Genomic DNA, 25059 nt, shown 5'->3' with positions numbered 1-25059 from the left:
TCAGGACCACGGAAAGGCCGGCTCTTGAGCCGGCCTTTTTGTTTGCAAAACAGGCCCCATATCGTGGATGTCGCGGACGGCAATCAACCAGTTGATGGATTGCAGACAGGACTGGAAATCCAGTCCTGTTCTTACTATGTTCTGCGGACAGGAATCTGATCGAGAACGAGAAACCGGCGAGCGGTCATGACGTTTTCCGGGATAGCGCCTTCATTGCGCAGCACGCGCCACCGGAAACCCTCATGGACGAAGTGATCAAGGCAAGCCGAAAGACCCCCGCTGGCTCGAGCCTGCGCGCCATCACCATCCGCGGCGCGCGGGAGCACAACCTCAAGAACATCGACCTCGAAATTCCACGCGACAAGCTGGTGGTGTTCACCGGCCTGTCCGGCTCGGGAAAATCCTCCCTCGCCTTCGACACGATCTATGCCGAAGGTCAGCGCCGCTATGTCGAATCGCTTTCCGCGTATGCCCGTCAGTTCCTCGAAATGATGCAGAAGCCGGACGTCGACCAGATCGACGGATTGTCGCCGGCAATTTCCATCGAACAGAAGACCACATCGAAAAATCCCCGCTCGACGGTCGGCACCGTGACCGAGATCTACGACTACATGCGCCTGTTGTGGGCGCGAGTGGGCGTTCCGTATTCGCCGGCAACCGGCCTTCCCATTGAAAGCCAGACCGTCTCCCAGATGGTGGACCGGGTTCTCGCGCTTCCTGAAGGAACGCGGCTTTATCTGCTTGCACCTGTCGTGCAGGGCCGCAAGGGCGAGTACAAGAAGGAATTCGCCGAATACCTCAAAAAGGGCTTTCAGCGCGTCAAGGTCGACGGCAAGTTTTACGAGCTTGCCGAAGCTCCGGTCCTCGACAAGAAATTCCCCCACGACATCGACGTCGTTGTCGATCGCATCGTGGTGCGTCCGGACATGGCGCAGCGTCTCGCTGAATCGTTTGAAACGGCGTTGAAACTCGCCGACGGCCTTGCCGTCATCGAGTTCGCGGATGCGCCTGCTGGCGCCGAGGCCTCATCGGACAAGAAGCCGGAAAAGAAAACCGCGAAAATCCACGACAAGAGCGGGCCCGAGCGCATTCTGTTTTCGGAGAAGTTCGCCTGCCCGGTGTCCGGCTTCACGATTCCGGAAATCGAACCGCGGCTGTTCTCCTTCAACAATCCCTATGGCGCCTGCCCCAAATGCGGCGGCCTCGGCATCGAGCAGCATATCGACGCCGAACTCGTGATTCCGGACAAGGAAGCGACCCTGCGCAAGGGCGCGATCGCGCCCTGGGCCAAGTCGTCGTCGCCTTACTATGTCCAGACGCTGCAGGCGCTCGGCAAGTTCTATAAATTCACGCTCGACACCAAATGGAAGGACCTGCCGAAGAAAACGCAGAATGCCATTCTGTTCGGCTCCGGTGACGACGAGATCAAGTTTTCCTATGAGGACGGCGTCCGCTCCTACGACACCAAGAAGCCATTCGAGGGCGTGGTGACCAATATCGAACGCCGCTTCCGCGAAACCGAAAGCGAATGGGCGCGCGAGGAACTCGGCAAATATTTCAGCGACGTGCCCTGCGAAGCCTGTCACGGCCATCGCCTGAAGCCGGAGGCGCTCAGCGTCAAGATCGGCGGAAAGCACATCGGCGAGATCTCCGAGCTATCGGTGATGCGTGCCGGAGAATGGTTTGAAAGCGTACCGGCCAGTCTCAACAAGCAGCAGAACGAAATCGCCGCGCGAATCCTGAAGGAAATCCGCGAACGCCTGTCGTTCCTGCTGGATGTCGGCCTGAACTATCTGACGTTGTCGCGCTCGTCGGGCACCCTGTCCGGCGGCGAAAGCCAGCGCATCCGCCTTGCCTCGCAGATCGGCTCCGGCCTGACCGGCGTGCTCTATGTGCTGGACGAGCCATCCATCGGCCTCCACCAGCGCGACAATGCCCGCCTGCTCGAAACCCTGCGACGGCTGCGCAACCTCGGCAATACGGTCATCGTTGTCGAACACGACGAGGATGCCATCGAGACCGCCGACTATGTCGTCGACGTCGGCCCGGGCGCCGGTGTGAACGGCGGCAACATCGTCGCGCAAGGCACGCCGCAGCAGATCAAGACAAGCCCGAAATCGCTGACGGGCAAATATCTCACCGGCGAGATGTATGTCCCGATCCCGGAGCGCCGGCCGCCGAACCATCGCCGCACCATCAAGGTCATCAACGCGCGCGGAAATAATCTGAAAAACGTATCCGCCGAGATTCCGCTCGGGCTGTTTACCTGCGTCACCGGTGTGTCCGGCGGCGGCAAGTCGACCCTGCTCATCGACACGCTCTACAAGGCGATCGCCCGCAAGCTCAACAACGCCTCGGAAGGCCCTGCTCCGCACGATCGTATCGAGGGTCTCGAGCATATCGACAAGATCATCGACATCGACCAGTCGCCGATTGGACGCACGCCGCGTTCCAATCCCGCGACCTATACAGGCGCGTTCACGCCGATCCGCGAATGGTTCGCCGGGCTGCCGGAGTCGAAGGCGCGTGGCTATGAGCCGGGACGCTTCTCGTTCAACGTCAAGGGCGGCCGGTGCGAGGCCTGCCAGGGCGACGGCCTGATCAAGATCGAGATGCACTTCCTGCCGGATGTCTATGTCACCTGCGATACCTGCAAGGGCAAGCGCTACAACCGCGAAACGCTGGATGTGCTGTTCAAAGGCAAGTCCATCGCGGACGTGCTCGACATGACGGTCGACGAAGCCGCCGAGTTCTTCAAGGCGGTGCCGCGGGTTCGGGAGACCTTCAAGACACTGCAGCGCGTCGGCCTCGGCTATATCCATGTCGGCCAGCAGGCGACCACGCTGTCCGGCGGCGAAGCCCAGCGCGTCAAGCTCGCCAAGGAACTGAGCAAGCGTGCCACCGGCCGCACGCTCTACATCCTCGACGAGCCGACTACGGGACTGCATTTCCACGATGTCGCCAAGCTGCTCGAAGTGCTCCACGAGCTTGTGGCGCAGGGCAACAGCGTCGTGGTGATCGAGCATAATCTTGAAGTCATCAAGACCGCTGACTGGGTGATCGACCTCGGTCCTGAAGGCGGTGATGGCGGTGGTGAAATCGTCGCCTGGGGTCCGCCGGAAGACATCGTCAAGGCGCCGCGCAGCTACACCGGAAAATTCCTCGCGCCTGTCCTGAAGAAAGGCCGCGCCGGCAAGATTTTCAGCGCCGACGAGGCGGCCGAATAGCTCGTTTCGACCGTCCGTCGTCATCGAACGCGCAATCGCCGGCTTCACCAGAAGCCGGCGATTTTGGTGGCCGCTGGTCAGGCGCTGCCCGCGCTCCCTGCTCCGTTACTGCCCGTGCCGGGCCAATTCCTCGTCGCTCAAATCCCAATCCTGCCAGAGTTTCAGGACGCCGAGCAGGATTACGACGCCGCCGAACGCCGTGTGCCACAGCCTGAGCGTTCCGCCGCCCGAGTAGGCAAAGATGTGAGGCGACGCGATCAGCCAGAAGCCAAGGGCGATTTCGCACGCCTCCTCCCAGCGCCGAAGGACGATGTATTCGAGCTGGGACAAGCCGAAGACGAGGATACCAACGCAAACCGCGTTCAGAAGCTCCACTCCAGAATCGGCGTGTGCGCCGAGACCGTTGTTCGCTTCGCCGGTCATCCAGGGCGACAGGGCTATCAGCAGCCCGAGCGCCATGCCGGCCCAATCTTCCCAAGGCCGATGTATGTCCAAAAACCGATCGACTGTCATGGATACCTCCATTTCACGAAGGCATACGACGGCGGCTCGATGGTCAGACACGCCTCGTCCAAACGACCAGTGGCCGCCTCATGGTATGTCTTCAAATGACCTATGAGTAACGCCAATCTTTACAAGACCTCCGGAACCGGTTCTTGTCGGCTTGCTTTACGTCATGCTTGCCGTCCCGGCGGCCCGTTCAATACGTGGAATGATGGAATGACCGACGCCGTCCAGAACAATCCGGCCCAAAAGCGCTACCAGCTCGAAGCCGAGGGCCACATCGCGGCGACCTACTACGAGATTTCCGACGGCGTCATCACATTCGTTCATACCGAGGTTCCGCCCGAGCTGGGCGGCAAGGGTATCGGATCGAAGCTGATCAAGGGTGCACTGGACCAGGTTCGCGCGGCCGGTCTGAAGGTCGTTCCGCGATGTCCCTTTGTCAAAGCGTATATCGAAAAGCATCCCGCCTACGCCGACCTGCTGAAATAACCAAAGCTGAAAAACAAGGGCAGATCATGGTTCGCAACAACACGGCGTTGAGCCGATATGAACTCGATGTCGACGGCACAACGGCCTTCGCCAATTACCGGCTTGCGCCGGGCAAAGTTATCATCACTCACACCGAAACGCCGCCTGCACTTCGCGGCCGTGGCATTGCCTCTCAGCTTGTGCAAGGTGCGCTGGAACAGATCCGCGCAGACGGGCTGAAGGTGGTCGCGGCCTGCGGTTTTGTCGTCGACTACCTCGACAAGCATCCGGAGTTCGCGGACATCGCCGCGTGATTTTGCGATCCGCAACAGATAAAGCCCGCCGGTGGCGGGCTTTTACGTTTGAACCGGCAAGTCCCGGCTAGACGATCTTGATCGACATGTCCGGCAGGCCCTGAAGTTTGCACAGGATCACGTCGCCCTTCACCACCGGCCCGACATTCTCCGGCGTGCCCGAATAGATGATGTCGCCGGCCTTCAATTCGCAGGATTCCGACAGCTTTGAAATCTGCTCGGCAACACTCCAGATCATGTTGCTGAGATCGGAATTCTGCTTCACCGTTCCGTTGACCGCGAGCGAAATCGCGCCCTTGGTGAAATGTCCCGTCTTCGTCACTGGATGAATCGGGCCGAGCACAGCGGAATGGTCGAAGCTCTTGCCGATTTCCCATGGCTTCTTCTGATCGCCCATTGCGCGCTGCAGATCGCGGCGGGTCATGTCGAGCCCGACCGCGTAGCCATAAACGCAATCCAGCGCTTTTTCCGGAGAGATGTTTGATCCGCCCGCTCGCAATGCGGCGACCAATTCAACCTCGTAATGATAGTTCTTGGTCAGCGGCGGATATTGATGATCCGCAACCGTGCCGATGGCGACGTTCTGGATCGCATCCGTTGGCTTCTGAAAGAAGAACGGCGGTTCGCGTGTCGGATCTGATCCCATTTCGCGGGCATGGGCCGCGTAGTTGCGGCCGATGCAATAAATGCGGCGGACCGGAAACACCTCCTTCAGGCCGACGATGGGGATCGTTGCCTGCGCGACCGGGAATACGGCTTTCAGTCCAACCTCTGCCGCCGCTGTGTCGGGCAGAGCAGCCGTACCGGCCAATGTCGCCGCGCCGCCGGCGAGAATGTTTCTGCGATTGAGTTCAGTCATGGTCGTTTCCCGCTTTGCGTTGTTGATCGTTGTTGGCCGAATGCCATCCCGAACCAACGCGAACCGGCGGGACTCGTTCAGCGTGGCATTTTGTATGCCGTAGCCAATCCTTTGAACAGATGAACATATGTGTGCGCTGCAAAGAAAAAGGCCCGCCTTTTGAGGCGGGCCTTCAATGAGACGACCTTGAGTAAGGCAATCTCGGTCCAGTGCAATCAGTGCTTCAGATCGTCCGGCAGCTTTCCGCCGTTGGCCGCGAGCTTGGTCATGACCTGCTTGTGCAGCCAGATGTTCATCTTTGCGGAATCGTTGGTGTCCCCGTCGTACTTCAGTTCCTTAGCCAATTCCTTGCGGGCGGAAAGGCTGGAATCGATATCGAGGGCCTTCATCAGGTCCACGATCGACGTGCGCCATTCAAGCTTTTCGCCCTTGGCCGCGACGGCCTTGTCGAGGATCGGCGCCACGTCAACCATTGGCACGCTCGCGCCGCCGCCAGCAGGGGCTCCGGCACCGCCGGCAGGCTCGGCAGCTTCGGCCTTGGTGCCGAAAATCGCGCCCATGATCTTTCCAAAAATGCTCATCTGTAAAACTCCGATAGTCCGTCGATTGACTGGTGGATTGATTGATGCTCCCCCGCACGTCCGGCCGCATCACACCGGTAGTCACATACGAGTGTAGACGCCCGCCTGTGGCTTGCCAATGCAAGTCATCCACATTGCGCTGCGGCGAATTCGATCAAATGCGCCTAAAAGAGGCCATAATGACTGCGATGTGACAGCGCGCATTGTCTCAAGCCGCCCTCTGTTCTCGTTCTTTCCGAGAACTTTGCTGCGCCTGCGCAGTTATCCTGTCGCAAGCGATCGTGATGTCTTCCCGGATGTGCTTCCGGATGATCGTGATAGACTCTTTGCTTGCACGGTGCCCCACACGCAATCGCAGCGCCACAAACGCAGCATCGCCAGGAGACAGTCACCATGAGCAATCCAGCTTCCACCAATATGAGAACGCTTCCGGTCGCGACCGATCTGTCGAAATACACCGTTCAGAAAATAGGCATCGACGACCTGTGGGATGCGCTCCGTCTCGGATGGGACGACTTCAAGGCCGTGCCGACTCACGCGATCCTGCTGGCGCTGATCTACCCTGTTCTCGGCATTGTTCTTGCGCGCACCGTGCTCGGTTATTCGATACTGCCCCTGCTCTTTCCTCTGGCCGCCGGCTTTGCACTGCTCGGACCGTTCGCAGCACTGGGCTTTTACGACCTCAGCCGGCGGCGGGAGCGCGGTGAAACGCCGACCGCCTCTCATGCCCTCGGGGTGCTTCGCTCGCCGTCCATCGGCGCAATGGCTGCCTTCGGCGTCATGCTGCTGATCCTTTTTCTGGTTTGGCTGGCCGCGGCACAGTCGATCTACAGCGCGACGTTCGGATACGCGCCGGCATCGAGCTTTCCTGATTTCTTCAATCGTGTGATGACGACATCGGAAGGCCACCGGCTCATCGTAATGGGATGCGGCGTCGGCTTCCTGTTCGCGCTTGTCGCTCTCTGCGTCAGTGTTGTCTCGTTTCCGCTGATGCTCGACCGGCACGCCAGCGCTATGGATGCGATGCTCACGTCGGTGCGTGCGGTAGCCCGGAACCCGATTCCGATGGCCGTGTGGGGCCTGGTCGTCGCGGCGTTGCTGGTTGCCGGAACGATCCCGTTCTTCCTTGGCCTGACGGTTGTCATCCCGCTGCTGGGCCATGCGACCTGGCATCTCTACCGGAAAGTCATCGAGCCGGTCGCCATGCCGTATGAGCCGCCGCCGCAAACGAAAGTTCGGCGCTACGCCGCGGATTTCCCGGTGAACCTGTTCACCTGGGGCCGCAAGGATAAATGACCGCCCTGCACCGGCCGTCTTCGGACTGTTGCCTGCCGCGTCACGGTTTGGCATGGATGCGTGTTTTCACGCACGCATCCGAAGGTCTTGATGTTCGACGCGGTGGTTTTCGCAGGCGGTGGTAACCGCTGCTATTGGCAGGGCGGATTCTATGAAGCCGCCGCCCATCGCCTCGGACTCGCGCCAGCACGCGTGGTCGGCGCCAGCGCCGGCGCCTTTGCGGCCGTCTACTCACTGCTCGGCACCGGAGAAGAAACCCGTGCGCGGGTCATCGGAGCTTGCGACCCGCAACTCAGAAATTTCGATTTCGCGGCGTGGCGGCGCGGCGACCCGCTTTGCCCTGTCGGTCCGATGTACACCGAGCTTCTGCACCAGACCATTGACGCAGATGCGTTCAAAAAACTGCAGCAGATGACTGACTTTCAGACCGCGGTCTCCCGCCTCCCGCGCGGCCTGCCTGCGTCGCTTGGCGCCGCCCTTGGCATCGGCGCCTATCAGTTAGAGAAGAAGCTATTTCATCCGGTCCATCCTCGATTCGGGCGCGCCCTCGGATTTCGTCCGGAATTCGTTTCTGCGCGCTCCCTCACCGATCCGCAGCAATTCCGCGAAGCGCTGATGGCCAGCAGCGGCGTTCCGCCGTTCATGCCGGTCACGCTTATCGCTGGGCGGCCGGCCCTCGATGGCGGGCTTGTCGATAATGTTCCTGTCGAACCGATCGAACCGATCGAGGCCGCGGGCGGCCGCACGCTTGTGCTGCTGACCCGCGTCTACAAATCCATCCCGGCGATCAAGGGGCGCAGCTATGCGCAACCCTCCCGCAAGGTCGATGTCGGACAGTTCGATATCCGGAATCCGGACGGCATCCGCAACGCCTATGAACTCGGCCTCAGGGATGGCGACGCATTTGCGGTTTCGCTCGGCAGGTAGCCACGATGGCGCAGCATGAATGCTGCGCCATCAGAGATGCTCAGTGCTTATGCGCCGGTGCTGCGCCCGCCCCCGCACCCAGGGCATTGACGCTGAAGCTGACATCAACCTTGCCAGCCTTCTCGAAGGTCAGCGTCGCCTTCAACGCGTCGCCCTGCTTGAGCGGCTTCTTGATGTCCATGAACATGATGTGGAAACCGCCGGGCTTGAGTTCGAAGGTCTCGCCGGGCTTGATGGTCAACCCGTCTGCGAGCGGCCGCATCTTCATCACGCCGTCGGTCATCGACATCTCGTGGATTTCCACATGATCGGCGCCGGCCGTCGTCGCGCCGGTCAGGCGGTCGGCTGACTTGCCGTTGTTGGTGATCTTGAGATAGCCGCCTGCGATCTTGGCGCCGCCCGGAGTGGCGCGAGTCCACGGCGAAACGACGACGAGATCGCCGACCTTGTAGGTGTCGCCTCCGGCGGGAGCAGCGGCCATCTGACCGTGATCCATCTTGCCGTGGTCCATGTTGCTGTGATCCATCGCCTGACCGGTCGTGGCTGTATCCGCGGCAATCCGCAATACTGGCGCCGGCGACTTCAGGCTGTGCGGGTTTTGCCCCTCCTCCGCAACCTGGTCCCAGCGGGTCTCGCCCTTGGCGCACTGCTGAACCGTGGGGAACGCGATCATCTGTCCCGGGCGGAAATCACCTGCCAGATAGCTTGTGAAGACGAACTCGTCGTAGTTGTCATCGGACAGCGAGCCGCCCGACCAGACGACCTCCTTCGGTCCCTCCGTCACCGCCTTGCCATGGCTCTGGTAGGACTTCGCGTAGGCGCCACGGGTGATGTTGAGGGTCCAGCCCGGCTTGGGCATCGGCTTCACGTTGATCACGCCTTCGGGAATTTGCACCCGGATGGCCTGGGTGGCCGTGCCGTCGCAACCATGCGGGACCTGAAGCACCGCCTTGTAATAGGTGCCGGTGCGCGCTTCGCCGGTGGCGAGGGTGATGTGGGCAGAAGCAATGGAGTGTGACGCCAGAAGCGCCAGTGCTGCCAGACCGGCGCCGGTCAGCGGCCGCTGGACGTTACGGATATTGATGGTCATGGGGTTCCTCGAATGATGCTGAATAATAATTCCGAAACAAGCGTCTCAGGTCAGCATCGGTGGCGCGCGTGCGAGGAAAGCGGCTGCCCGCGAAATGGTCGATAAAGCGAGTTCCTGCGGAAGATCCGACCGCTCATGGCGTGCCGGACGCGAGAAAATAAAATGGATGACCGGTGGCTCGCCGGCGGCACGACTGAGCAGGCAGGCGCCCAAACAATCGTGGTGCTGCGTTTGGCCGAACGGGCTTGTGTCCCTGTCGCCTTGAAATGGCGCGCCCGAACAGATCAGGCCAATGCCGCCCGCGTCGGTCGTCGCTGACGTGGCCAGAGCGCCAGCGGTGACCAATAGCAGCCCCTGGATCGCAAGGACCTGCGAGAGCGCAATGGTCAAAAGCAATTGGCGAATTGAACGGCGGCGGCGCATCTGGCGGCTATGCCACGCCCGGAACGGAACGTCCATCTGACATCAGCCACTCGTTCAACACGTTCACGGCACGAGGATTGAAATGAATTATTGTTCGCTTATTTGGTATGCCAGAACAGAGAATCGACCTATTCGATACCGCATGGCTTAACGACGGCCGTATTCAAGCACCTTCAACTTGGAAAAGACGGGAATTTATGTCTCCATTGCGTCAAGCTGATGAAATATTGGTCTAAATCGCAGTTCGAAGCGGAGCTAAAGTGCGAGCAAATGCTCAAATCGAGGCTGAAAGATTAATCACTTCTTACCAGAGGTATGCATGAATCGTTTAGCTGCATCGCAACATTCGCGCTGTTGCGACGCAGAATCGTCCCCTATATTCGGTTCCAGCGATGAGGCTGCTTCAAGAGCTGAATCGAGACTACGAAGGAGACTGACCATGCTGCTCTCATTTATCCGCGCTATCCAGGCGTTCCGTGACTATCAGCGCAATGTCGCCGAGCTGTCGCAGTTGAGCGATCGGGAACTGGCCGATATCGGGCTTGACCGCTCCGACATCCAGCGGGTCGCAGCCGGTGCGTACAACGGCTAACCGCTGTAAAACTGACTGACGAACGATTGCGCCCGCCCTGTGCGGGCGTTGTCGTATCCGGAACCTGCTGCGCCGAATGATTTGCATCGAAGCGTGACGGGTTCTAGTTGTGAGCGATGACAGTTCAGAACAACAACGACACCATCCAAGAAACAATTCACGTCATCGGCGGCGGCCTCGCCGGCTCGGAAGCCGCCTGGCAGATCGCAAACGCGGGCGTCCATGTGGTGCTCCACGAGATGCGCCCGGTGCGAACAACCGACGCGCACCGCACCGACAGCCTCGCCGAACTCGTGTGCTCCAATTCCTTCCGCTCCGACGACGCGGCCAATAACGCGGTCGGCCTGCTGCATGCCGAGCTACGCCGGCTGAACTCGCTGATCATGCGCAGCGCTGACGCCAACCAGGTGCCTGCAGGCGGTGCGCTCGCTGTGGACCGCGACGGTTTCTCCGCGGCGGTCAGCGCCGCACTCGCCGCTCACCCGAAGATCGAAATTCAACGCGAGGAAATCGCCGGACTTCCGCCTGCCGACTGGCAGAACGTGGTCATCGCCACCGGGCCGCTGACCTCTCCAGCGCTTGCTGACGCTATCCGGCAGCTTTCCGGCGAAGACGCTCTGGCCTTTTTCGATGCCATCGCACCCATCGTGCATCGCGATTCCATCAACATGGATGTGGCTTGGTTTCAGTCGCGCTACGACAAGGTCGGCCCCGGCGGCAACGGCGCCGACTATCTCAATTGCCCGATGACGCGCGAGCAATACGAAGCCTTTGTCGATGCGCTGCTCGCCGGCGAGAAAACCGATTTCAAGGAGTGGGAAACCAATACGCCCTACTTCGATGGCTGCCTGCCGATTGAAGTGATGGCGTCTCGCGGCCGGGAGACTCTGCGTCACGGGCCGATGAAGCCGGTGGGTCTGACCAATCCACGCGATCCAACTGTGAAGCCCTACGCGATCGTACAACTGCGTCAGGACAACAAGCTCGGCACGCTCTACAACATCGTCGGCTTTCAGACCAAGCTGAAGTATGGCGCACAGACCGACGTGCTGCGCATGATCCCCGGCCTTGAGAAAGCGGAGTTCGCGCGTCTCGGCGGCCTGCATCGCAACACCTTCCTGAACTCACCAAAGCTGCTCGATCCGCAACTGCGCCTGAAGGCGCAGCCGCGCCTCCGCTTCGCAGGACAGATGACCGGATGCGAGGGCTACGTGGAATCCGCCGGCATCGGTCTGCTCGCAGGCTTGTTCGCGGCGGCAGATGCCAAGCAGAGCAGCATCACGCCCCCGCCGCCCACGACCGCGCTCGGTGCGCTGCTCGGCCACATCACCGGCGGACATATCGAAACCATCGACGCAGGCCCGCGCTCGTTCCAGCCGATGAACATCAACTTTGGATTGTTTCCGCCACTCGCATCGCCGCCGACCAAAAAGCCGGATGGTTCGCGCCTGCGCGGCAACGAAAAGACCGTCGCCAAGAAACAGGCGATCAGCGCGCGCGCCCTGTCCGACATTGATCGCTGGATCGCTGATAGGTTGCGCACGGCGAACGCGGCGTAAGCATCCCGCGACGCCACCAATAGAAATTATCTACTCGTCATGCCCGGCCTTGCGCCGGGCATCCACGTGCTGGAAAGCTCGCTACAAGGAAGACGTGGATGGCCGGGACAAGCCCGGCCATGACGAAAAACGTGCGAATTTTCGTAAAGGCAAAATGGTGACGGAGTTCGTTGCAAAAGGCGAAGTGGCGTTCGGATTGCGGCGTGCAACCGTATCGGGATTCAGGTTTCGATTAGCGCGCGAATTAACTTGACCGACCTAGCCTGAACGCAGCTTCACGCCTTGAATGGCTTTGCGCTCGCCGCGCGCCATGTCGTCCAGAGAATGCCAAGCCGCGACAGCGATGGCGGCGCGAACGGCTCCGACGAATCCAGTCGCGTCAGAATTTTTCCGATCACGGCGAGTGGAAGGAATGCAGCGCGCGCAGAACCCGGCGCGTCGGCGAGCATGGCCATCGCCCGCTCATGTTGCGAACGCGCCTCACGGCGCAAATGTGCCAGTGCATCCTTCAGCGGCGGGTTGCTCTGCTGAAGAAAAACCTCTTCGGCGACGACGCCGTGAAGGTTCATCAAGTCGCCGGGCAGATACAACTGACGCCGCGCGGCGTGACGCGGCAATGCCAGCATGACATCGGTCAAGCCTTCCGCAATCCCCGCGTGATCCGCGATGCGCGTCACATCGGCCGACGCCGCATCAAGGATGCGCGCGCGCAAGGCGTACATCGCCGCCGACGTGTCGCGGCAATGAGCCTCCAGCGCAGCCATATCCGGCATCGGATCATCGTAGACATCGAACACATGCGCGTCGATCAGGCGGACGAAGCTCTCGACAGGCAGATCGTAGCGCGCGATGGCGCGCAGCAATTCCGCAGCGACCGGATTGGCCTCGGCCTCGCCGCGCGAGCCCTGCCCTTCGCCCGTCAGAACATCGCGCCACCATTGCAGCCGGATTTCGCCAGGCAACGGCTGACTGACATGGTCGCGCACATACGAAACTTCGGCATTGAACGCGGCAAGCGCGATCCACGCGCGCCGTACGTCAGGCGGGACGAACAGGCTTGCCGCATAACTCCGAAAATCCCGCGCACGCGCCAGATCCGCACAGAACGCCGCGTCAGCGCGGTCTTTATCGCTGCTCATGGCACTGCGATGAGCGCGGCGGCCACCCGGCGGCGCTCGCCCATCATCACGTTGTAGGTGCGGATCGCCGGTCCCGTCTGCATGGTGTCGAGCGTGATGTGCACCGCGCGCAGCGCCTCACGCAGCGGCGCGGGCGCGATCCAGACATTGTCACCCGTGCCGATCAGCAAGGTGTCGATCTCGTTGGCGTGCTCGAACACGCGCGCCAGCGAATGGCGGTCGATCTTTTGGGGATCAGTCACGGACCACGCCCAGATCGCATTCGGCAGGCACAGCAGCGAGCCGCGATGCGACATGTCCGCGAACCGGAATCCGCCGTGACCGTAGGCTTCGATCGGCGCCGACCGCGGAAGATGCAGTCCCTCGGGCGATGCGCCGGTCACGTCACGGCTTCGACGGCTTGTCGTCCTCGCCGCCCCGGTTCTCGCCGACCCCGAGATAGATCAGGAGCGGCGCCGCGATGAAGATCGAGGTGTAGGTGCCGACCAGCACCACGCCGAACGTCATCGTCGCTGCGAACGAGTGGATCGCCTTGCCGCCGAACAGCAACAGCGCGAGCAGCGCCAGCGTCACCGTGACGTGGGTGATGATCGAGCGCGACAGCGTCGAATTGATCGAATGGTTGAGCAGATCGGTCATCGGCATCTTCTTGTACCGCCGCAGCATTTCGCGGATGCGGTCATAGATGACGACGGTGTCGTTCAGCGAGTAGCCGAGAATGGTCAGCAGCGCCGCGATGCTGGTCAGGTCGAATTCGATCTGCGTGATCGACATGAATCCGAGCGTCAGCACGATGTCGTGGACGTTGGCGATCATCGCACCCAGCGAGAACTGCCACTCGAAGCGGAACCAGAGATAGATGAAGATGCCGACGATCGCGAGCATCAGGCCGACAGTGCCATAGGCCAGAAGTTCGCTGGACACACGCGGTCCCACCACTTCGACACGGCGATAATCCACGCTGTCGCCGAACAACTGGCGAACCTTCTGCACCGCTGCCTGCTGTGCCTGGTCGCCGCCGGGCTGCTCCGCGATGCGGATCAGCACGTCGCTCGGGCCACCGAACTGCTGAAGCTGGACGTCGCCGAAATTCAGCGTCGTCAATTGCGCGCGCAGTTTTGCGATGTCGGCGGGGCCGGACTTGGTCTGGATTTCAAGCAGCGTGCCGCCCTTGAAGTCGATACCGAAATTCAGCCCGTGAACGAAATACAGGCCGATGGCCAGCATCGACAGCAGCGCCGAGATCGGAAAGCTGATGCGGCGGAAGCGCATGAAGTCGAACTTCGTATCGTCGGGAACGATGCGAAGCGCGGGGAGCACGCCATAGATGCTCAGGCCCGTCAGAATGACGATGAAGATGGCGAGTGCGGTGATGATCGTATGGGTCACGTTTTAACTCGCTATCAAATCGGCACGGTCTTGGGCCGCTTCCACGCCACCCACATCGCAACAATCAGCCGGGTCACGGTGAAGGCCGTGAAGACGGTGGTCAGAATGCCGATGCCGAGGGTGACGGCGAAGCCGCGCACCGGTCCGGTGCCGATATAGAACAGCACCGCCGCCGCAATGAACGTGGTGATGTTGGAGTCGAGGATGGTCGCGAGCGCGCGGGTGAATCCGGCGTCGATGGCCGAGATCGCGGTTCGCCCGGCGCGCAGCTCCTCGCGGATACGCTCATAGATCAGCACGTTGGAGTCGACCGCGATGCCGACCGTCAGCACGATGCCCGCGATGCCCGGCAGCGTCAGCGTGGCGTTCAGCAGCGACAGGATGCCGAAGATCATGGCGACGTTGATGGCGACCGCGACATTGGCGAAGAAGCCGAACAGCCGGTAGGTCAGCAGCATGAACACGATGACCAGCACCGAGCCGACATAGGACGCCAGTTCGCCGGCGGCGATGGAGTCCTGACCGAGCCCCGGACCGACCGTTCGTTCCTCGATGATGGTCAGCGGCGCAGGCAACGCGCCCGCGCGCAGCAGAATCGCCAGATCGTTGGCACCCTGCACCGTGAAGTTGCCGGAAATCTGGCCGGAGCCACCCGTAATCGGCTCGCGGATAACCGGGGCCGAAATCACTTCGTTGTCTAGCACGATGGCAAAGGGCTGGCCGACATTCTCAAGCGTCGCGGTGGCGAACTTGCGCGCGCCGGACGTGTTGAAGCGGAACGAGACGATCGGCTCGCCGGAGCGCTGATCGAAACCCGGCTGCGCGTCGGTGAGATCGCCACCCGATACCAGCACCTGCTTCTTGATGACGTAAGGCACCTTCGGCGACGACGAACTCATCAGGATTTCGTCGTCCGGCGGCAGCCGCCCCTGCTGCGCCTGATCCGGCGAAACGGTGGAATCGACCATGCGGAAATCGAGCTTCGCGGTCTTGCCGAGCAGTTCCTTGAGGCGGGTTGGGTCCTGCAGGCCGGGCACCTGCACCAGAATACGATCGACGCCCTGCCGCTGGATCAGCGGTTCGACGGTGCCGAGTTCGTTGATGCGGCGCTCGACGATCTGGATCGACTGCTCGACCGACTGGCGCACGCGCTCGGTGATCGCAGCCGGCGGCACGGTCAGGCGGATCAGTCCGCCACCCGCATCGCTGACTTCGACACTGCGCTGGCCGGATGAGCCGAGAATGCCGCCGAGCGGCTGCGACAGTTCACGCAGCTTGGCGAGCGCGTTGGTCAGGTCGGTGTCCTTGACGCGAACCTCGACGCTTTCGCCGCGGATCGCAAGTCCGGTATAGCCGATCTTGGCATCGCGCAGCGTGCGGCGCACGTCGTCGCGGACCTGATCGAGCTTGTCCTTCTTCACCGAACTGGAATCGACTTCCAGCAGGATGTGGGAGCCGCCCTGGAGGTCGAGGCCGAGCACGACATGGCGCTGCGCCCACTTCGGCCAGGTCTTGACCACATGATCGGGGAAGAAATTCGGAACCGCGCAAAGGCACACGATCAGGGCAGTCAGAATGACTCCCAGCGCCTTCCACCGCGTGAAATACAGCATCGAGATAACCCGTCAGACAGTTGAAATCGGCAAGGCCGGTATTGGGCAGCCGTTGCGCCGCGTTAGCTCGCGGCTGTTTCTTCCTTGGTATCCTTGGCGGGCTCGCCCTTGGTGCGGACGCCCGAGATCATCTGGCGCATCTGACGAATGCGCACGCCATCGGCGATTTCCACCTCGATCTGGTCGTCATCGACCACCTTGGTCACCTTGCCAACGAGGCCGCCATTGGTGACAACGGTGTCGCCGCGGCGGATGTTCTTCACCAGTTCCTGATGGTCCTTGAGCTTCTTCTGCTGCGGCTTGAGGATCAGGAAGTACATGATGACGAAGATCAGCGCGAAGGGCAGCAGCGACATCAGCATGCTGTTGGTGTCGCCAGCGGCGCCGGCGGCTTGGGCAAAGGCAGGAGTGATGAACATAGAGAAGTCCTCGGGAAAGCGCCCGCCATCAGGGCGAAACGCATAAGATAGAGGGCCGTTTTGGCCGAATTTGCGCGGACTATAGCGGCAGACCGCCCAATTGCAACGGCACCGGGGAAGGCGATTTTGCCATGCATCTGTAGCGGTTGCGGGCGCTCCCCAGCCTCGCTAAGGGTGCCGCCGCAAGAGGAAATCATGGCCAAAAAGACCCGCAAAACAACTAAACAAACCGCAACAAAGCGCCCTTCCGCAAAGTCCGCCCCGGCCGCGACAAAACGCCCTGCGGCTGCGGCCGACGGAGCGACCGCCGCCCGGATCGCCCTCGCCCTCGAGCGCATCGCCGCCAGCCTGAGCAAATCGGCGGGCGGCCCCTCCGGGGCTGATTCCCTGAAAAAGGCCGATGCCTTCGTCTGGCACCCGAACGGTCATCTGGTCCCGGTTCCGAAGGTCAGCCGGGTCGAGATGGGCCTGCTGCGGGGCATTGACCGGATGCGCGATATCCTGATCGAGAACACCGAGCGCTTCGCCAAGGGCCTGCCGGCGAACAACGCCCTGCTGTGGGGCGCGCGGGGCATGGGCAAGTCGTCGCTGGTCAAGGCGGCGCATGCGAGCGTCAACGCCGACCCCGCCGTCAACGGCCGTCTCAAGCTGATCGAAATTCACCGCGAGGATATCGAGAGCCTGCCTCTGCTGATGGCGCTGCTGCGCGAGTCCGATTTCCATTTCATCGTGTTCTGCGACGACCTGTCGTTCGACGGCAACGATGCGTCCTACAAGTCGCTGAAGGCGGTGTTGGAGGGCGGCATCGAGGGACGACCCGAGAACGTCATCCTCTATGCGACCTCGAACCGCCGCCACCTGCTCTCCCGCGACATGATCGAGAACGAACGCTCGACAGCGATCAATCCGAGCGAAGCTGTGGAGGAGAAGGTCTCGCTGTCGGACCGCTTCGGCCTGTGGCTCGGCTTCCACAAGTGCAGCCAGGACGAGTATCTGGAGATGGTGCGCGGTTACGCCAAACACTTCGGCGTCAGGATCGACGACGATCAGTTGACCCGCGAAGCGCTGGAATGGTCGACCACCCGCGGCTCGCGCTCCGGCCGTGTGGCCTGGCAGTTCACGCAGGAAATCGCGGGCCGCATGGGCGTGAAGCTGACGGCGAAATAGCCTTATGCAACATCTCTGCAAAGAAAAACCCCGGCCGAAAGGCCGGGGTTTCGTTTTGGACCCTGATGGCGGCGATCACGCACCGTTCAGGAATTGAAGCGGGTCGACGGCTGAAGATCCTTTACGAATCTCGAAGTGAAGCTGCGGCGACCCCACCTCTCCCGTCTGACCCGATTTGGCAATGACCTGGCCGCGCTTGATCGTGTCCCCGCGCTTCACCATCAGTTCACTCGCGTGGGCATACGCGGTGACATAACCGTTGGAGTGCCGCACCAGGATCAGATTGCCATAACCCTTGAGTTCGCTGCCCGAGTAAGCCACCACGCCGTCTTCGGCGGCTTTCACCGGCGTGCCTTCCGGAACGGCGACGTTGATGCCGTCGTTCTGCTTTCCGTTGTTCTTTGCGCCATAGCCCGCGATCACGCGGCCACGCACCGGCCAGCGGAAGGTCGGCACGGCGTTGGTCGCCTCCGCCGCCTTCACAGGCGACTGGGCTTCCGGCAGTTCGGCGGCGGGAGCCTCGGCGGCCACGCGCGCCTTCTGCTGAGGTTCAGCGCTGGCAACCACGGCGGGTTTAGCGGCAGGCGCAGGAGCCGCAGGTTTCGGTGCTTCCGCGAGAACCTGCGGCGCCGGTGCTGCCGGTGCGGCCTTGCCGCCCGGAATGTTGATCTTGGTGCCGATCCTGAGCTGTGTCGTGACCGGAATATTGTTCGCTGCGGCCAGTTGCGCGGGCGCAATGTGGTGACGGCGGGACAGGTTCATCAGCGTGTCGCCGGGCTTGACGACATGAACGCTGGCCGGAAGCGCGGCGGCCACCTTCGTGCTTGGCGCAGGCGACATTGCGGGCGGAGCCGCGTGGGCCATGCGGCGCGGAATGACAAGCTGCTGGCCGGGCTGAAGCATGCGCGGCCCGCCATAGCCGTTGGCCTTGAGAATTTCAGACGTCGGCACGTTGTAACGCTTCGCGATGATGTCGAGCGTGTCAGCGGTGCCGACAATGATCGTCGTGCCGCCGTCGCGGCTGTAGCCTGAATTCGCAGCAACCGAGCGCGGAGCAACGGTCGCAGTCGTCTCGATCGGCGATGACGCAGGAGGCGAATAGGACGCCATGCCCCGTCCGCCGCCAGAGGTGGCGACAGGCGCGGACAGCGGCGCGGAAATCACTGGAGCCGAATGCGGGCGCGCGTATTGCGGCAACTCGCGCTGCGGCTGCTGGTACGACTGCTGTTGATAGGCAGGCTGCTGGTATGACGGCTGCGGCGGCGCGCCGCGATAATTGCTGGGCACCGAGCCGGTGGCCTCATTGCGGGAGGCGAACGGATTTGAAAAGGAGGTGTCGGAGAACCGTGTCGACGTATCGGCGCTACACCCGCCAAATCCGACCGAGACGAGCGTCAGGACCACAAAATGCGGTGCACGACGCGAGTTGAACAACTCGACAAAGCGGGACATGGTTACTCACTCGTACGCAACTAACACAAATTTGAGTAAACACAGTTCGAGTAAATAACTGTTTAAGTCCGGAAATCCGCCTTATCTGACAACGCCGCGCGCCCGTCGGCGCATGCTGCAAAGCGCAATCGCCGCGCTCACAATTCGCGGGCGATCCCCTCAAGCGCCGGAACGAACCGGACCGCCACAAGCTCCTGCCGGTCGAAACCGTCCCCCGTCCGCGCGACACGGACCAGCACTTGCTTGTCGTCCACTGGCCCAACCGGCGCGATCAGGACGCCCCCGGGCTCCAGCCGCGCCAGCAGCGCTTCCGGAATGTCCACCATCGCCGCAGTGACCATGATCCGGTCGAAGGTGCCGAGGTTGTCCGGCACGTTGAAGCCGTCACCGAGAATGACGTCCACATTGCCGCATTTCAGTTCTTTCAGGACGAGCCTCGCCCGTTCGGCCAGCGTACGAAACCGCTCCAGCGTCACCACGTCCCGCGCCAGCTTCGACAGGACCGCGGCCTGATAGCCCGATCCCGTGCCGATCTCGAGAACGCGATGCGACGGCTCCAGATCGAGTTGTTCAGTCATGTAGGCGACGATGAAAGGCTGGCTGATGGTCTGTCCGCAGGCGATACCGAGCGGCGTGTCGCGATAGGCATGGCCGCGGTCCAGCGACGAGACGAACAGTTCGCGCGGCACCTCTTCCATCGCCTTCAGCACAGCCTGATCGCTGATCCCGCGCTGCCGCAGGTTCAACTGAAACATCATCTTGTCGTGCGGCGTGGGCTGGGACGATTGCATGCCTGGTCAACACTTGAAGCGAACGGATTCGATGCGGCTTACTTTGACAAGGATCGCGGGATGCGCCACCTTTTTGTATCGCAAATTCAGATATGTTGCGCGTGATCGACACTTCAAGCGAGCCAAGGACTGCGATGACACCTCCCCTTCACGAAGCGTTTCACGCCACCTTTGACGGGCTTGAGGAGCAACGCCTCTCAGGCGATCCCGATAATCGCTTTCATCAGTGCTTTGGCTGCGGCCCGTCACACCCGGCCGGCCTGCATGTGCGCACGTTCAAGACCGGCGAAGGCGTCGCCTCGCCGATCGTGATTGCGAAACACTACGAGGGGCCGCCGGGCGCGGCGCATGGCGGCATCATCGCCGCCTATCTCGACGAGGTGCTGGCGGCAACGGTTCTGCGGGCGACCGGGCGGCTCGGCGTGACCGGAGAACTGACCATCCGCTACATGAAGCCGGTGCCGACCGAGACCCCGATCGTCGGGCGCGGCGCGCTGGTGACCGACCATGGCCGCTACGTGGATGTCGAGGGCCGGCTGGAAGACCTGAGCACAGGCAGTGTGCTGGCGACCGGCAAAGGCCGGTTCTTTCCGGTCCCGGACTGACACCGCACCGGTTTTGGGGGCGAAAGTTCCTGCGCATGGAACTTTTGCGTGAGGTGTTCGTTGCGCGCAGTATATTTGTGGTATTCTTTTGTCAGCCAATCCGGATTTCTCGTTGGGGAACGAATGCCTGGCCAGTACATAGCGGGGTCGCGAACGTCGGTTCTGCTGGTTGAAGACGAGGTCATGATCCGCATGATGGTCGCGGACATGCTCGAAGAGCTCGGCTATGCCATCGCCGCCGAAGCCGGCGACATTGATGAAGGCGTGCGCCTTGTTCAGGCGACCGATTTCGACATCGCGATCCTCGACGTCAACGTCAACGGCAAGGTGATCTCGCCGGTCGCCGAAGCGATCCAGATGCGGGACATTCCGTTTGTGTTCGCGACGGGCTACGGCGTGCAGGGCGTGCCGGAAAAATTCCGCGACCGCCCGACGCTGCAAAAACCCTTCCAGATCGAAACGCTGGCGCGGACCATCGAGGCCACGCTCAAGGGCGTGACTGCGTAACTCATCGTCATTGCAAGCGAAGCGAAGCAATCCATTCTTGGATAAAGCTGGATTGCTTCGTCACTAACGCTCCTCGCAATGACGCATCAATCCTTTTCAAACCCTACTTCAACACGCCTCTCAGCTTTTCCGAGAACGCAACGTCGGTGCGGTCGAGCCGCAGCGGCGTGACTGACACGTACTTCGCCGCCAGCGCAGCGAGATCGGTCCCTTCCGCCGGCTCTTCCAGCATCGCGGCCCGCTCGAAGCCGATCCAGTAATACGGATTGCCGCGCCCGTCATGGCGGCTGTCGATGCGCAGGAAGCCCAGATTGCGCTTGCCCTGCCGCGTGACGGCAATGCCCTTCACTTCATCGGGCATACAGGCGGGGAAATTGACGTTCACCACCGTATCGCGCGGCACGCCGAGCTTCATCACATTGCGGATCACATCGGGACCGAACTTCAGCGCTGTTTCCCACAGCGGCTTGGTGCGCGTCTCCATGGAAAATTCCTGCGACAACGCAAAGGACGGCAGGCCGAGAATGGTGCCTTCCAGGGCGCCAGCGATGGTGCCGGAATAGACCACGTCTTCGGCGACGTTGCGGCCCTTGTTGACGCCGGACAGCACGATGCCGGGCTGCTTGTCTTTCAGGATGTGGCGCGCGCCCATGATGACGCAGTCGGTCGGCGTGCCGCGCACCGAGAAATGGCGGTCATCCACCTCGCGCAGGCGCAGCGGATCGTTCAGCGACAGCGAATGCGAGACGCCGGACTGATCGAGTTCAGGCGCGATCACCCACACGTCGTCGGAAATCTGTTTCGCGATTTCCTCGATGACCTGAAGGCCCGGCGCGTGAATACCGTCGTCGTTGGTACAGAGAATTCGCATTTTATTTTTCTTCCCTAGCGATCACTTTGAGGCCGCCCATATACGGCTGCAGGACATCCGGCACGGCGATCGAGCCGTCCTCCTGCTGATAGGTTTCCATCACCGCAATCAATGCGCGGCCGACCGCGGTGCCCGAGCCGTTCAGCGTGTGGACAAAGCGCGGCTTGCCGTCCGGTCCGCGCGAGCGCGCATCCATGCGCCGCGCCTGGAAGTCGCCGCACACCGAGCAGGACGAAATCTCGCGGTACATGCCGCCCTCGCCTTGCCCCGGCATCCACACCTCGATGTCGTAGGTCTTCTGCGAGGCGAAGCCCATATCGCCGGTGCACAGCGTCATCACGCGATAATGCAGGTCGAGTTTTTTCAGAACTTCCTCGGCGCAGGACAACATGCGCTCGTGTTCGTTCTTCGATTCTTCCGGCGTCGTGATCGAGACCAGTTCCACCTTGGTAAACTGATGCTGGCGGATCATGCCGCGCGTGTCGCGGCCCGCAGCACCCGCTTCCGCACGGAAGCACGGCGTCAACGCCGTCAGGCGCATCGGCAGTTCTTTTTCGTCGAGAATGGATTCGCGAACGAGATTGGTCAGCGGCACTTCGGCGGTCGGGATGAGCCAAAACAAATTAGCCGCATCGCGCAGTTCTTCAATTCGTTCCAGCCCCTTAGCGTTGAAGATTGCCTTCCGCCTCCCCGGTATTTCTTCAATCACCTCATAGTACTTTGAATTCCCGCGCGCATCCGGCTGGGTGTCCTCCGCGTTGATCTGGGCAAATATATTCCTTCGATCTTCTAGGCTTAGTTTTCGAGTTGCCCTGAACTGATCATCCTCAAACTTCGGCAACTGCGCGGTGCCGAACATTGCCCCGTCGCGCACGAGAAGCGGCGGATTGACTTCGGTGTAACCGTGCGTCTCGGTGTGCAGGTCGAGCATGAATTGGCCGATAGCGCGTTCAAGGCGCGCGAGGCCTTTTTTCAAAACGACGAAACGTGCGCCCGACATCCGGGCCGCCGCCTCAAAATCCATGAACTTCAGCGCTTCGCCAAGCTCGACATGCTCCTTCGGCTTGAACGCATAGTTGCGCCTGGCGCCGTAGTGATGATGCTCGACATTGCCGTGTTCGTCGGCGCCGTCCGGCACTTCGTCGAGCGGCAGGTTCGGAATCTGCGCGAGTTCTTTATTGAGTTCTTCTTCGGCCTCTCTCACCGCCGCTTCAAGCTCGGGCAACCTGGTCTTCAGTTCGCCGACTTCGGCCATCAGCGCGTCGGCGCGCGCATTGTCCTTGGCCTTCTTGGCCTCGCCGATTTCCTTGGATGCCGCGTTGCGGCGCGCCTGCGCCTGCTCGGAGGCCTGAATGGCGACGCGGCGCTTCTCGTCCAGCGCGATCAGCGACGACGACAACGGCTCCAGTCCACGGCGGCCAAGCGCCTTGTCAAAAGCCTCGGGATTGTCGCGTATCCACTTGATGTCGTGCATGGCAGCTTCCGGTCGAGACCGGTTTTCCGGCCATCTGCGTCAAAATCTGGGTGGGTTAGAACAAGCCGCAGTCGCCCCGGTCAAGCCCGGAAACCGCGAATCGAGGGGCATTGCAGCAATGATACCCGACCCCGCCGGGCGGGTCTTATTCCGCCGGGGTGGTCGCTGGCGGCGTCGGCGGCGTATCGGCCGGCGGCGTGGTGCCTCTGGACGCCTCGGCTGCCTTCCGCTTCTCGACCATGGCGACGGCGATGATCGAGCCCTCGTAGAGGATCAGGAGCGGCAGCGCGAGCGACATCTGGCTGATGACATCCGGCGGCGTCAGCACGGCGGCAAGAACGAAGGCAACGACGATAAAGTAGCGCCGCTTTTCCCTGAGTTGCTTCGAGGTGAGGACTCCGATCCGCCCGAGCAGTGTCAGGATCACCGGCAACTGGAACGCGATGCCGAAGGCGAAGATCAGCGACATCATCAGCGAGAGATATTCGCCGACTTTCGGCAGCAGCGCGATCTGCGCCGTCTCGGCGCCGCCGACCTGCTGCATGCCGAGCGAGAAGCGGATCAGCATCGGCAGCACGAGGAAATAGACCAGCAGCGAGCCGAGCACGAAGAAGATCGGCGTCGCGACCAGATACGGCAGGAACGCGCCGCGCTCGTGCTTGTAGAGGCCGGGCGCGACGAACATGTAGATCTGCGCCGCGATCACCGGGAACGACAGGAAGCCCGCGCCGAACATCGCCAGCTTCAACTGGGTGAGGAAGTATTCCAGCAGCGCGGTGTAGATGAATTTGGAATTTTCGGGCCCCGCCACCCAGACGAACGGCCAGACCAGCACGTTGTAAATCTGCTTGGCGAAGACGAAGCAGAGAATGAACGCAAGGCCGAACGCCAGCAGCGCCTTGATCAGCCGCGAGCGCAGCTCGATCAGGTGATCCATCAAGGGCGCCTTGGTGGCTTCGATGTCCTCGTGACTCATGACGCTTTGGCGTCCGGTAAAGCGGGCGGCGGCGTTTCAACCGCCGGCGCATGCGCTTCGGCTTCCACGAAGGTTTCCGGTGTCGGCGGCTCGGGTGTGGTCGGCGTCATCACCGGCTGGTCGATCTTCATGGCGTCCTCGACGTCCTTGTTGAGCGACGTCAGGAGATTGGTCGGCGACATGTCCTTGGCGGCGGCGGAGGCATCATCGAACGTCTTCTTGATGTCCGCCATCTCGGCTTCGCGCATCGCCTCGTTGAACTGGCCCTGGAATTCAGCGGCCATGCGGCGGGCCTTGCCGATCCATTGCCCGACCATGCGCAGCACGCCGGGCAATTCCTTCGGGCCGATGGCGATCAGCGCCACGACGCCGATGACGACCAGTTCACTCCACCCGATGTCGAACATGGAAGATTCCGCTGACGGGGCTTGATGCCCCGTTCTCTCTCAGGAATGCGAGGTTTTAACCTCAGACCGCCTTGCTGCCGACATCAGTCCGCTGCGAGGTCGATGCCGACGGAGCGCTGTCGATGGTCTTCACAGGCTCGGGCTTCTCGGCGGGCTTGGCCTCGTCATCGGACATGCCCTTCTTGAAGGCCTTGATGCCCTGCGCGACGTCGCCCATCAGGTCCGAGATCTTGCCACGGCCGAACAGCAGCAGGACCACGGCGATCACGACGATCCAGTGCCAGATACTCATCGAACCCATACTGCCGTCCTCCAAAACACGGGGCCGGAGCGTCCGGCCATTTCTGACCGGAAAGTAGGCCCCGGAGGTGTCAAAAACAAGGATTAACCCCGCGTCAGGATTGCG

27 protein-coding genes are annotated in these 25059 nt (G+C 61.6%); 10 read left to right on the top strand and 17 right to left on the bottom strand.

The genetic code is table 11. From position 1 onward, the window contains the following. The first annotated feature begins 242 nt into the window (after positions 1-242). A complete protein-coding gene (gene uvrA, locus HMPREF9696_RS04170) occupies positions 243-3227 on the top strand; it encodes an excinuclease ABC subunit UvrA (RefSeq protein ID WP_002711701.1) in 2985 nt (994 codons plus the stop codon). 105 nt (positions 3228-3332) lie between these two features. Here the strand turns inward: uvrA and HMPREF9696_RS04165 are convergent, their stop codons facing one another. Then, a complete protein-coding gene (locus HMPREF9696_RS04165) occupies positions 3333-3740 on the bottom strand; it encodes an SPW repeat domain-containing protein (protein ID WP_002711700.1) in 408 nt (135 codons plus the stop codon). A gap of 207 nt (positions 3741-3947) precedes the next feature. Here HMPREF9696_RS04165 and HMPREF9696_RS04160 point away from each other — a divergent pair, with 207 nt between their 5' ends. Together HMPREF9696_RS04160 and HMPREF9696_RS04155 are read left to right on the top strand one after the other, a co-directional pair. After that, positions 3948-4223 (top strand): GNAT family N-acetyltransferase, encoded by a 276-nt coding sequence (locus HMPREF9696_RS04160; RefSeq protein ID WP_002711699.1) that lies wholly within the window; start codon positions 3948-3950, stop codon positions 4221-4223. A gap of 26 nt (positions 4224-4249) precedes the next feature. Then, positions 4250-4516, top strand: coding sequence for a GNAT family N-acetyltransferase (locus HMPREF9696_RS04155; RefSeq protein ID WP_002711698.1), 267 nt, complete (start codon positions 4250-4252; stop codon positions 4514-4516). Between the two features lie 67 nt (positions 4517-4583). Here the strand turns inward: HMPREF9696_RS04155 and HMPREF9696_RS04150 are convergent, their stop codons facing one another. Further along, positions 4584-5375 (bottom strand): fumarylacetoacetate hydrolase family protein, encoded by a 792-nt coding sequence (locus HMPREF9696_RS04150; RefSeq protein WP_002711697.1) that lies wholly within the window; start codon positions 5373-5375, stop codon positions 4584-4586. Between the two features lie 215 nt (positions 5376-5590). Further along, positions 5591-5956 carry a DUF3597 domain-containing protein gene (locus HMPREF9696_RS04145; RefSeq protein ID WP_002711696.1) on the bottom strand — a complete coding sequence of 122 codons (366 nt, stop codon included), beginning with the start codon at positions 5954-5956 and terminating at the stop codon, positions 5591-5593. A 393-nt stretch (positions 5957-6349) separates the two neighbouring features. On the opposite strand from HMPREF9696_RS04145, the gene HMPREF9696_RS04140 reads away from it, so the two are divergent. Further along, on the top strand, positions 6350-7252 hold the full coding sequence (locus HMPREF9696_RS04140) for a DUF2189 domain-containing protein (RefSeq protein WP_002711695.1): 903 nt from the start codon (positions 6350-6352) through the stop codon (positions 7250-7252). Between the two features lie 60 nt (positions 7253-7312). Continuing rightward, positions 7313-8179, top strand: coding sequence for a patatin-like phospholipase family protein (locus HMPREF9696_RS04135; RefSeq protein WP_245259198.1), 867 nt, complete (start codon positions 7313-7315; stop codon positions 8177-8179). 40 nt (positions 8180-8219) lie between these two features. Here the strand turns inward: HMPREF9696_RS04135 and HMPREF9696_RS04130 are convergent, their stop codons facing one another. After that, complete coding sequence (locus HMPREF9696_RS04130) at positions 8220-9269, bottom strand: DUF1775 domain-containing protein (protein ID WP_002711693.1); 1050 nt, start codon at positions 9267-9269, stop codon at positions 8220-8222. Between the two features lie 45 nt (positions 9270-9314). Further along, on the bottom strand, positions 9315-9728 hold the full coding sequence (locus tag HMPREF9696_RS04125) for a hypothetical protein (protein ID WP_157169993.1): 414 nt from the start codon (positions 9726-9728) through the stop codon (positions 9315-9317). Between the two features lie 403 nt (positions 9729-10131). On the opposite strand from HMPREF9696_RS04125, the gene HMPREF9696_RS21165 reads away from it, so the two are divergent. Further along, a complete protein-coding gene (locus HMPREF9696_RS21165) occupies positions 10132-10284 on the top strand; it encodes a DUF1127 domain-containing protein (RefSeq protein WP_002711692.1) in 153 nt (50 codons plus the stop codon). A 116-nt stretch (positions 10285-10400) separates the two neighbouring features. Then, entirely contained in the window at positions 10401-11843 is a 1443-nt protein-coding gene (gene trmFO, locus HMPREF9696_RS04120; protein WP_002711691.1) for a methylenetetrahydrofolate--tRNA-(uracil(54)-C(5))-methyltransferase (FADH(2)-oxidizing) TrmFO, read from the top strand. Positions 11844-12118: 275 nt separating this feature from the next. On the opposite strand, the gene HMPREF9696_RS04115 is transcribed toward trmFO, so the two are convergent. From HMPREF9696_RS04115 to yajC, 5 genes are all read right to left on the bottom strand, one after another. After that, entirely contained in the window at positions 12119-12982 is an 864-nt protein-coding gene (locus HMPREF9696_RS04115; RefSeq protein ID WP_002711690.1) for a phytoene/squalene synthase family protein, read from the bottom strand. Further along, positions 12979-13365, bottom strand: a complete 387-nt coding sequence (locus tag HMPREF9696_RS04110) for an Mth938-like domain-containing protein (RefSeq protein ID WP_002711689.1) — start codon at positions 13363-13365, stop codon at positions 12979-12981. Before HMPREF9696_RS04110 ends, HMPREF9696_RS04115 begins: the two co-directional genes overlap by 4 nt. A gap of 1 nt (position 13366) precedes the next feature. After that, complete coding sequence (gene secF, locus HMPREF9696_RS04105; RefSeq protein WP_002711688.1) at positions 13367-14371, bottom strand: protein translocase subunit SecF; 1005 nt, start codon at positions 14369-14371, stop codon at positions 13367-13369. 14 nt (positions 14372-14385) lie between these two features. Beyond that, positions 14386-15984 (bottom strand): protein translocase subunit SecD, encoded by a 1599-nt coding sequence (gene secD, locus HMPREF9696_RS04100; RefSeq protein WP_002711687.1) that lies wholly within the window; start codon positions 15982-15984, stop codon positions 14386-14388. A gap of 62 nt (positions 15985-16046) precedes the next feature. Continuing rightward, the gene (yajC, locus tag HMPREF9696_RS04095; protein ID WP_002711686.1) at positions 16047-16403 is read right to left on the bottom strand and encodes a preprotein translocase subunit YajC; all 357 of its coding nucleotides are present in this window, start codon (positions 16401-16403) and stop codon (positions 16047-16049) included. Positions 16404-16598: 195 nt separating this feature from the next. Here yajC and HMPREF9696_RS04090 point away from each other — a divergent pair, with 195 nt between their 5' ends. Then, a complete protein-coding gene (locus HMPREF9696_RS04090; protein WP_002711685.1) occupies positions 16599-17570 on the top strand; it encodes an ATP-binding protein in 972 nt (323 codons plus the stop codon). Between the two features lie 75 nt (positions 17571-17645). Here the strand turns inward: HMPREF9696_RS04090 and HMPREF9696_RS04085 are convergent, their stop codons facing one another. Together HMPREF9696_RS04085 and HMPREF9696_RS04080 are read right to left on the bottom strand one after the other, a co-directional pair. Further along, the gene (locus tag HMPREF9696_RS04085; RefSeq protein WP_002711684.1) at positions 17646-19022 is read right to left on the bottom strand and encodes a peptidoglycan DD-metalloendopeptidase family protein; all 1377 of its coding nucleotides are present in this window, start codon (positions 19020-19022) and stop codon (positions 17646-17648) included. Between the two features lie 137 nt (positions 19023-19159). After that, positions 19160-19813, bottom strand: coding sequence for a protein-L-isoaspartate(D-aspartate) O-methyltransferase (locus HMPREF9696_RS04080; RefSeq protein ID WP_002711683.1), 654 nt, complete (start codon positions 19811-19813; stop codon positions 19160-19162). Positions 19814-19947: 134 nt separating this feature from the next. Here HMPREF9696_RS04080 and HMPREF9696_RS04075 point away from each other — a divergent pair, with 134 nt between their 5' ends. Further along, a complete protein-coding gene (locus HMPREF9696_RS04075; protein WP_002711682.1) occupies positions 19948-20418 on the top strand; it encodes a PaaI family thioesterase in 471 nt (156 codons plus the stop codon). A 123-nt stretch (positions 20419-20541) separates the two neighbouring features. After that, positions 20542-20925 carry a response regulator gene (locus HMPREF9696_RS04070; RefSeq protein ID WP_002711681.1) on the top strand — a complete coding sequence of 128 codons (384 nt, stop codon included), beginning with the start codon at positions 20542-20544 and terminating at the stop codon, positions 20923-20925. A gap of 103 nt (positions 20926-21028) precedes the next feature. Here HMPREF9696_RS04070 and surE read toward each other — a convergent pair whose 3' ends face one another. From surE to HMPREF9696_RS04045, 5 genes are all read right to left on the bottom strand, one after another. Then, positions 21029-21796, bottom strand: a complete 768-nt coding sequence (surE, locus tag HMPREF9696_RS04065) for a 5'/3'-nucleotidase SurE (RefSeq protein WP_002711680.1) — start codon at positions 21794-21796, stop codon at positions 21029-21031. A 1-nt stretch (position 21797) separates the two neighbouring features. Next, complete coding sequence (gene serS / locus HMPREF9696_RS04060; protein ID WP_002711679.1) at positions 21798-23270, bottom strand: serine--tRNA ligase; 1473 nt, start codon at positions 23268-23270, stop codon at positions 21798-21800. A gap of 145 nt (positions 23271-23415) precedes the next feature. Then, complete coding sequence (tatC, locus tag HMPREF9696_RS04055) at positions 23416-24246, bottom strand: twin-arginine translocase subunit TatC (RefSeq protein WP_002711678.1); 831 nt, start codon at positions 24244-24246, stop codon at positions 23416-23418. After that, positions 24243-24653: a Sec-independent protein translocase protein TatB gene (tatB, locus tag HMPREF9696_RS04050; RefSeq protein WP_002711677.1), complete on the bottom strand. Its 411-nt coding sequence runs from the start codon at positions 24651-24653 to the stop codon at positions 24243-24245. The genes tatC and tatB overlap by 4 nt, the downstream gene beginning before the upstream one ends. A gap of 61 nt (positions 24654-24714) precedes the next feature. Beyond that, positions 24715-24954, bottom strand: coding sequence for a twin-arginine translocase TatA/TatE family subunit (locus tag HMPREF9696_RS04045; RefSeq protein ID WP_002711676.1), 240 nt, complete (start codon positions 24952-24954; stop codon positions 24715-24717). Positions 24955-25059: the final 105 nt, after the last annotated feature.

It is taken from the genome of Afipia clevelandensis ATCC 49720, from assembly GCF_000336555.1.
GTDB lineage: Bacteria > Pseudomonadota > Alphaproteobacteria > Rhizobiales > Xanthobacteraceae > Afipia > Afipia clevelandensis.
The sequence above is the reverse complement of the archived record's forward strand: the minus strand, read 5'-3'. Positions and strand labels throughout refer to the sequence as shown.

Bases quoted from the DNA above. Each gene is read 5' to 3' on its own strand.
- HMPREF9696_RS04085 (WP_002711684.1), bottom strand. From the start codon at position 19,022: ATGTCCCGCTTTGTCGAGTTGTTCAACTCGCGTCGTGCACCGCATTTT.
- surE (WP_002711680.1), bottom strand. From the start codon at position 21,796: ATGCGAATTCTCTGTACCAACGACGACGGTATTCACGCGCCGGGCCTT.
- HMPREF9696_RS21165 (WP_002711692.1), top strand. From the start codon at position 10,132: ATGCTGCTCTCATTTATCCGCGCTATCCAGGCGTTCCGTGACTATCAG.
- HMPREF9696_RS04140 (WP_002711695.1), top strand. From the start codon at position 6,350: ATGAGCAATCCAGCTTCCACCAATATGAGAACGCTTCCGGTCGCGACC.
- tatB (WP_002711677.1), bottom strand. From the start codon at position 24,653: ATGTTCGACATCGGGTGGAGTGAACTGGTCGTCATCGGCGTCGTGGCG.
- HMPREF9696_RS04125 (WP_157169993.1), bottom strand. From the start codon at position 9,728: ATGGACGTTCCGTTCCGGGCGTGGCATAGCCGCCAGATGCGCCGCCGC.
- trmFO (WP_002711691.1), top strand. From the start codon at position 10,401: ATGACAGTTCAGAACAACAACGACACCATCCAAGAAACAATTCACGTC.
- uvrA (WP_002711701.1), top strand. From the start codon at position 243: ATGGACGAAGTGATCAAGGCAAGCCGAAAGACCCCCGCTGGCTCGAGC.
- HMPREF9696_RS04075 (WP_002711682.1), top strand. From the start codon at position 19,948: ATGACACCTCCCCTTCACGAAGCGTTTCACGCCACCTTTGACGGGCTT.
- HMPREF9696_RS04155 (WP_002711698.1), top strand. From the start codon at position 4,250: ATGGTTCGCAACAACACGGCGTTGAGCCGATATGAACTCGATGTCGAC.
- HMPREF9696_RS04070 (WP_002711681.1), top strand. From the start codon at position 20,542: ATGCCTGGCCAGTACATAGCGGGGTCGCGAACGTCGGTTCTGCTGGTT.
- HMPREF9696_RS04165 (WP_002711700.1), bottom strand. From the start codon at position 3,740: ATGACAGTCGATCGGTTTTTGGACATACATCGGCCTTGGGAAGATTGG.
- serS (WP_002711679.1), bottom strand. From the start codon at position 23,270: ATGCACGACATCAAGTGGATACGCGACAATCCCGAGGCTTTTGACAAG.
- HMPREF9696_RS04115 (WP_002711690.1), bottom strand. From the start codon at position 12,982: ATGAGCAGCGATAAAGACCGCGCTGACGCGGCGTTCTGTGCGGATCTG.
- HMPREF9696_RS04045 (WP_002711676.1), bottom strand. From the start codon at position 24,954: ATGGGTTCGATGAGTATCTGGCACTGGATCGTCGTGATCGCCGTGGTC.
- HMPREF9696_RS04160 (WP_002711699.1), top strand. From the start codon at position 3,948: ATGACCGACGCCGTCCAGAACAATCCGGCCCAAAAGCGCTACCAGCTC.
- HMPREF9696_RS04090 (WP_002711685.1), top strand. From the start codon at position 16,599: ATGGCCAAAAAGACCCGCAAAACAACTAAACAAACCGCAACAAAGCGC.
- HMPREF9696_RS04080 (WP_002711683.1), bottom strand. From the start codon at position 19,813: ATGCAATCGTCCCAGCCCACGCCGCACGACAAGATGATGTTTCAGTTG.
- HMPREF9696_RS04145 (WP_002711696.1), bottom strand. From the start codon at position 5,956: ATGAGCATTTTTGGAAAGATCATGGGCGCGATTTTCGGCACCAAGGCC.
- HMPREF9696_RS04150 (WP_002711697.1), bottom strand. From the start codon at position 5,375: ATGACTGAACTCAATCGCAGAAACATTCTCGCCGGCGGCGCGGCGACA.
- tatC (WP_002711678.1), bottom strand. From the start codon at position 24,246: ATGAGTCACGAGGACATCGAAGCCACCAAGGCGCCCTTGATGGATCAC.
- yajC (WP_002711686.1), bottom strand. From the start codon at position 16,403: ATGTTCATCACTCCTGCCTTTGCCCAAGCCGCCGGCGCCGCTGGCGAC.
- HMPREF9696_RS04130 (WP_002711693.1), bottom strand. From the start codon at position 9,269: ATGACCATCAATATCCGTAACGTCCAGCGGCCGCTGACCGGCGCCGGT.
- secD (WP_002711687.1), bottom strand. From the start codon at position 15,984: ATGCTGTATTTCACGCGGTGGAAGGCGCTGGGAGTCATTCTGACTGCC.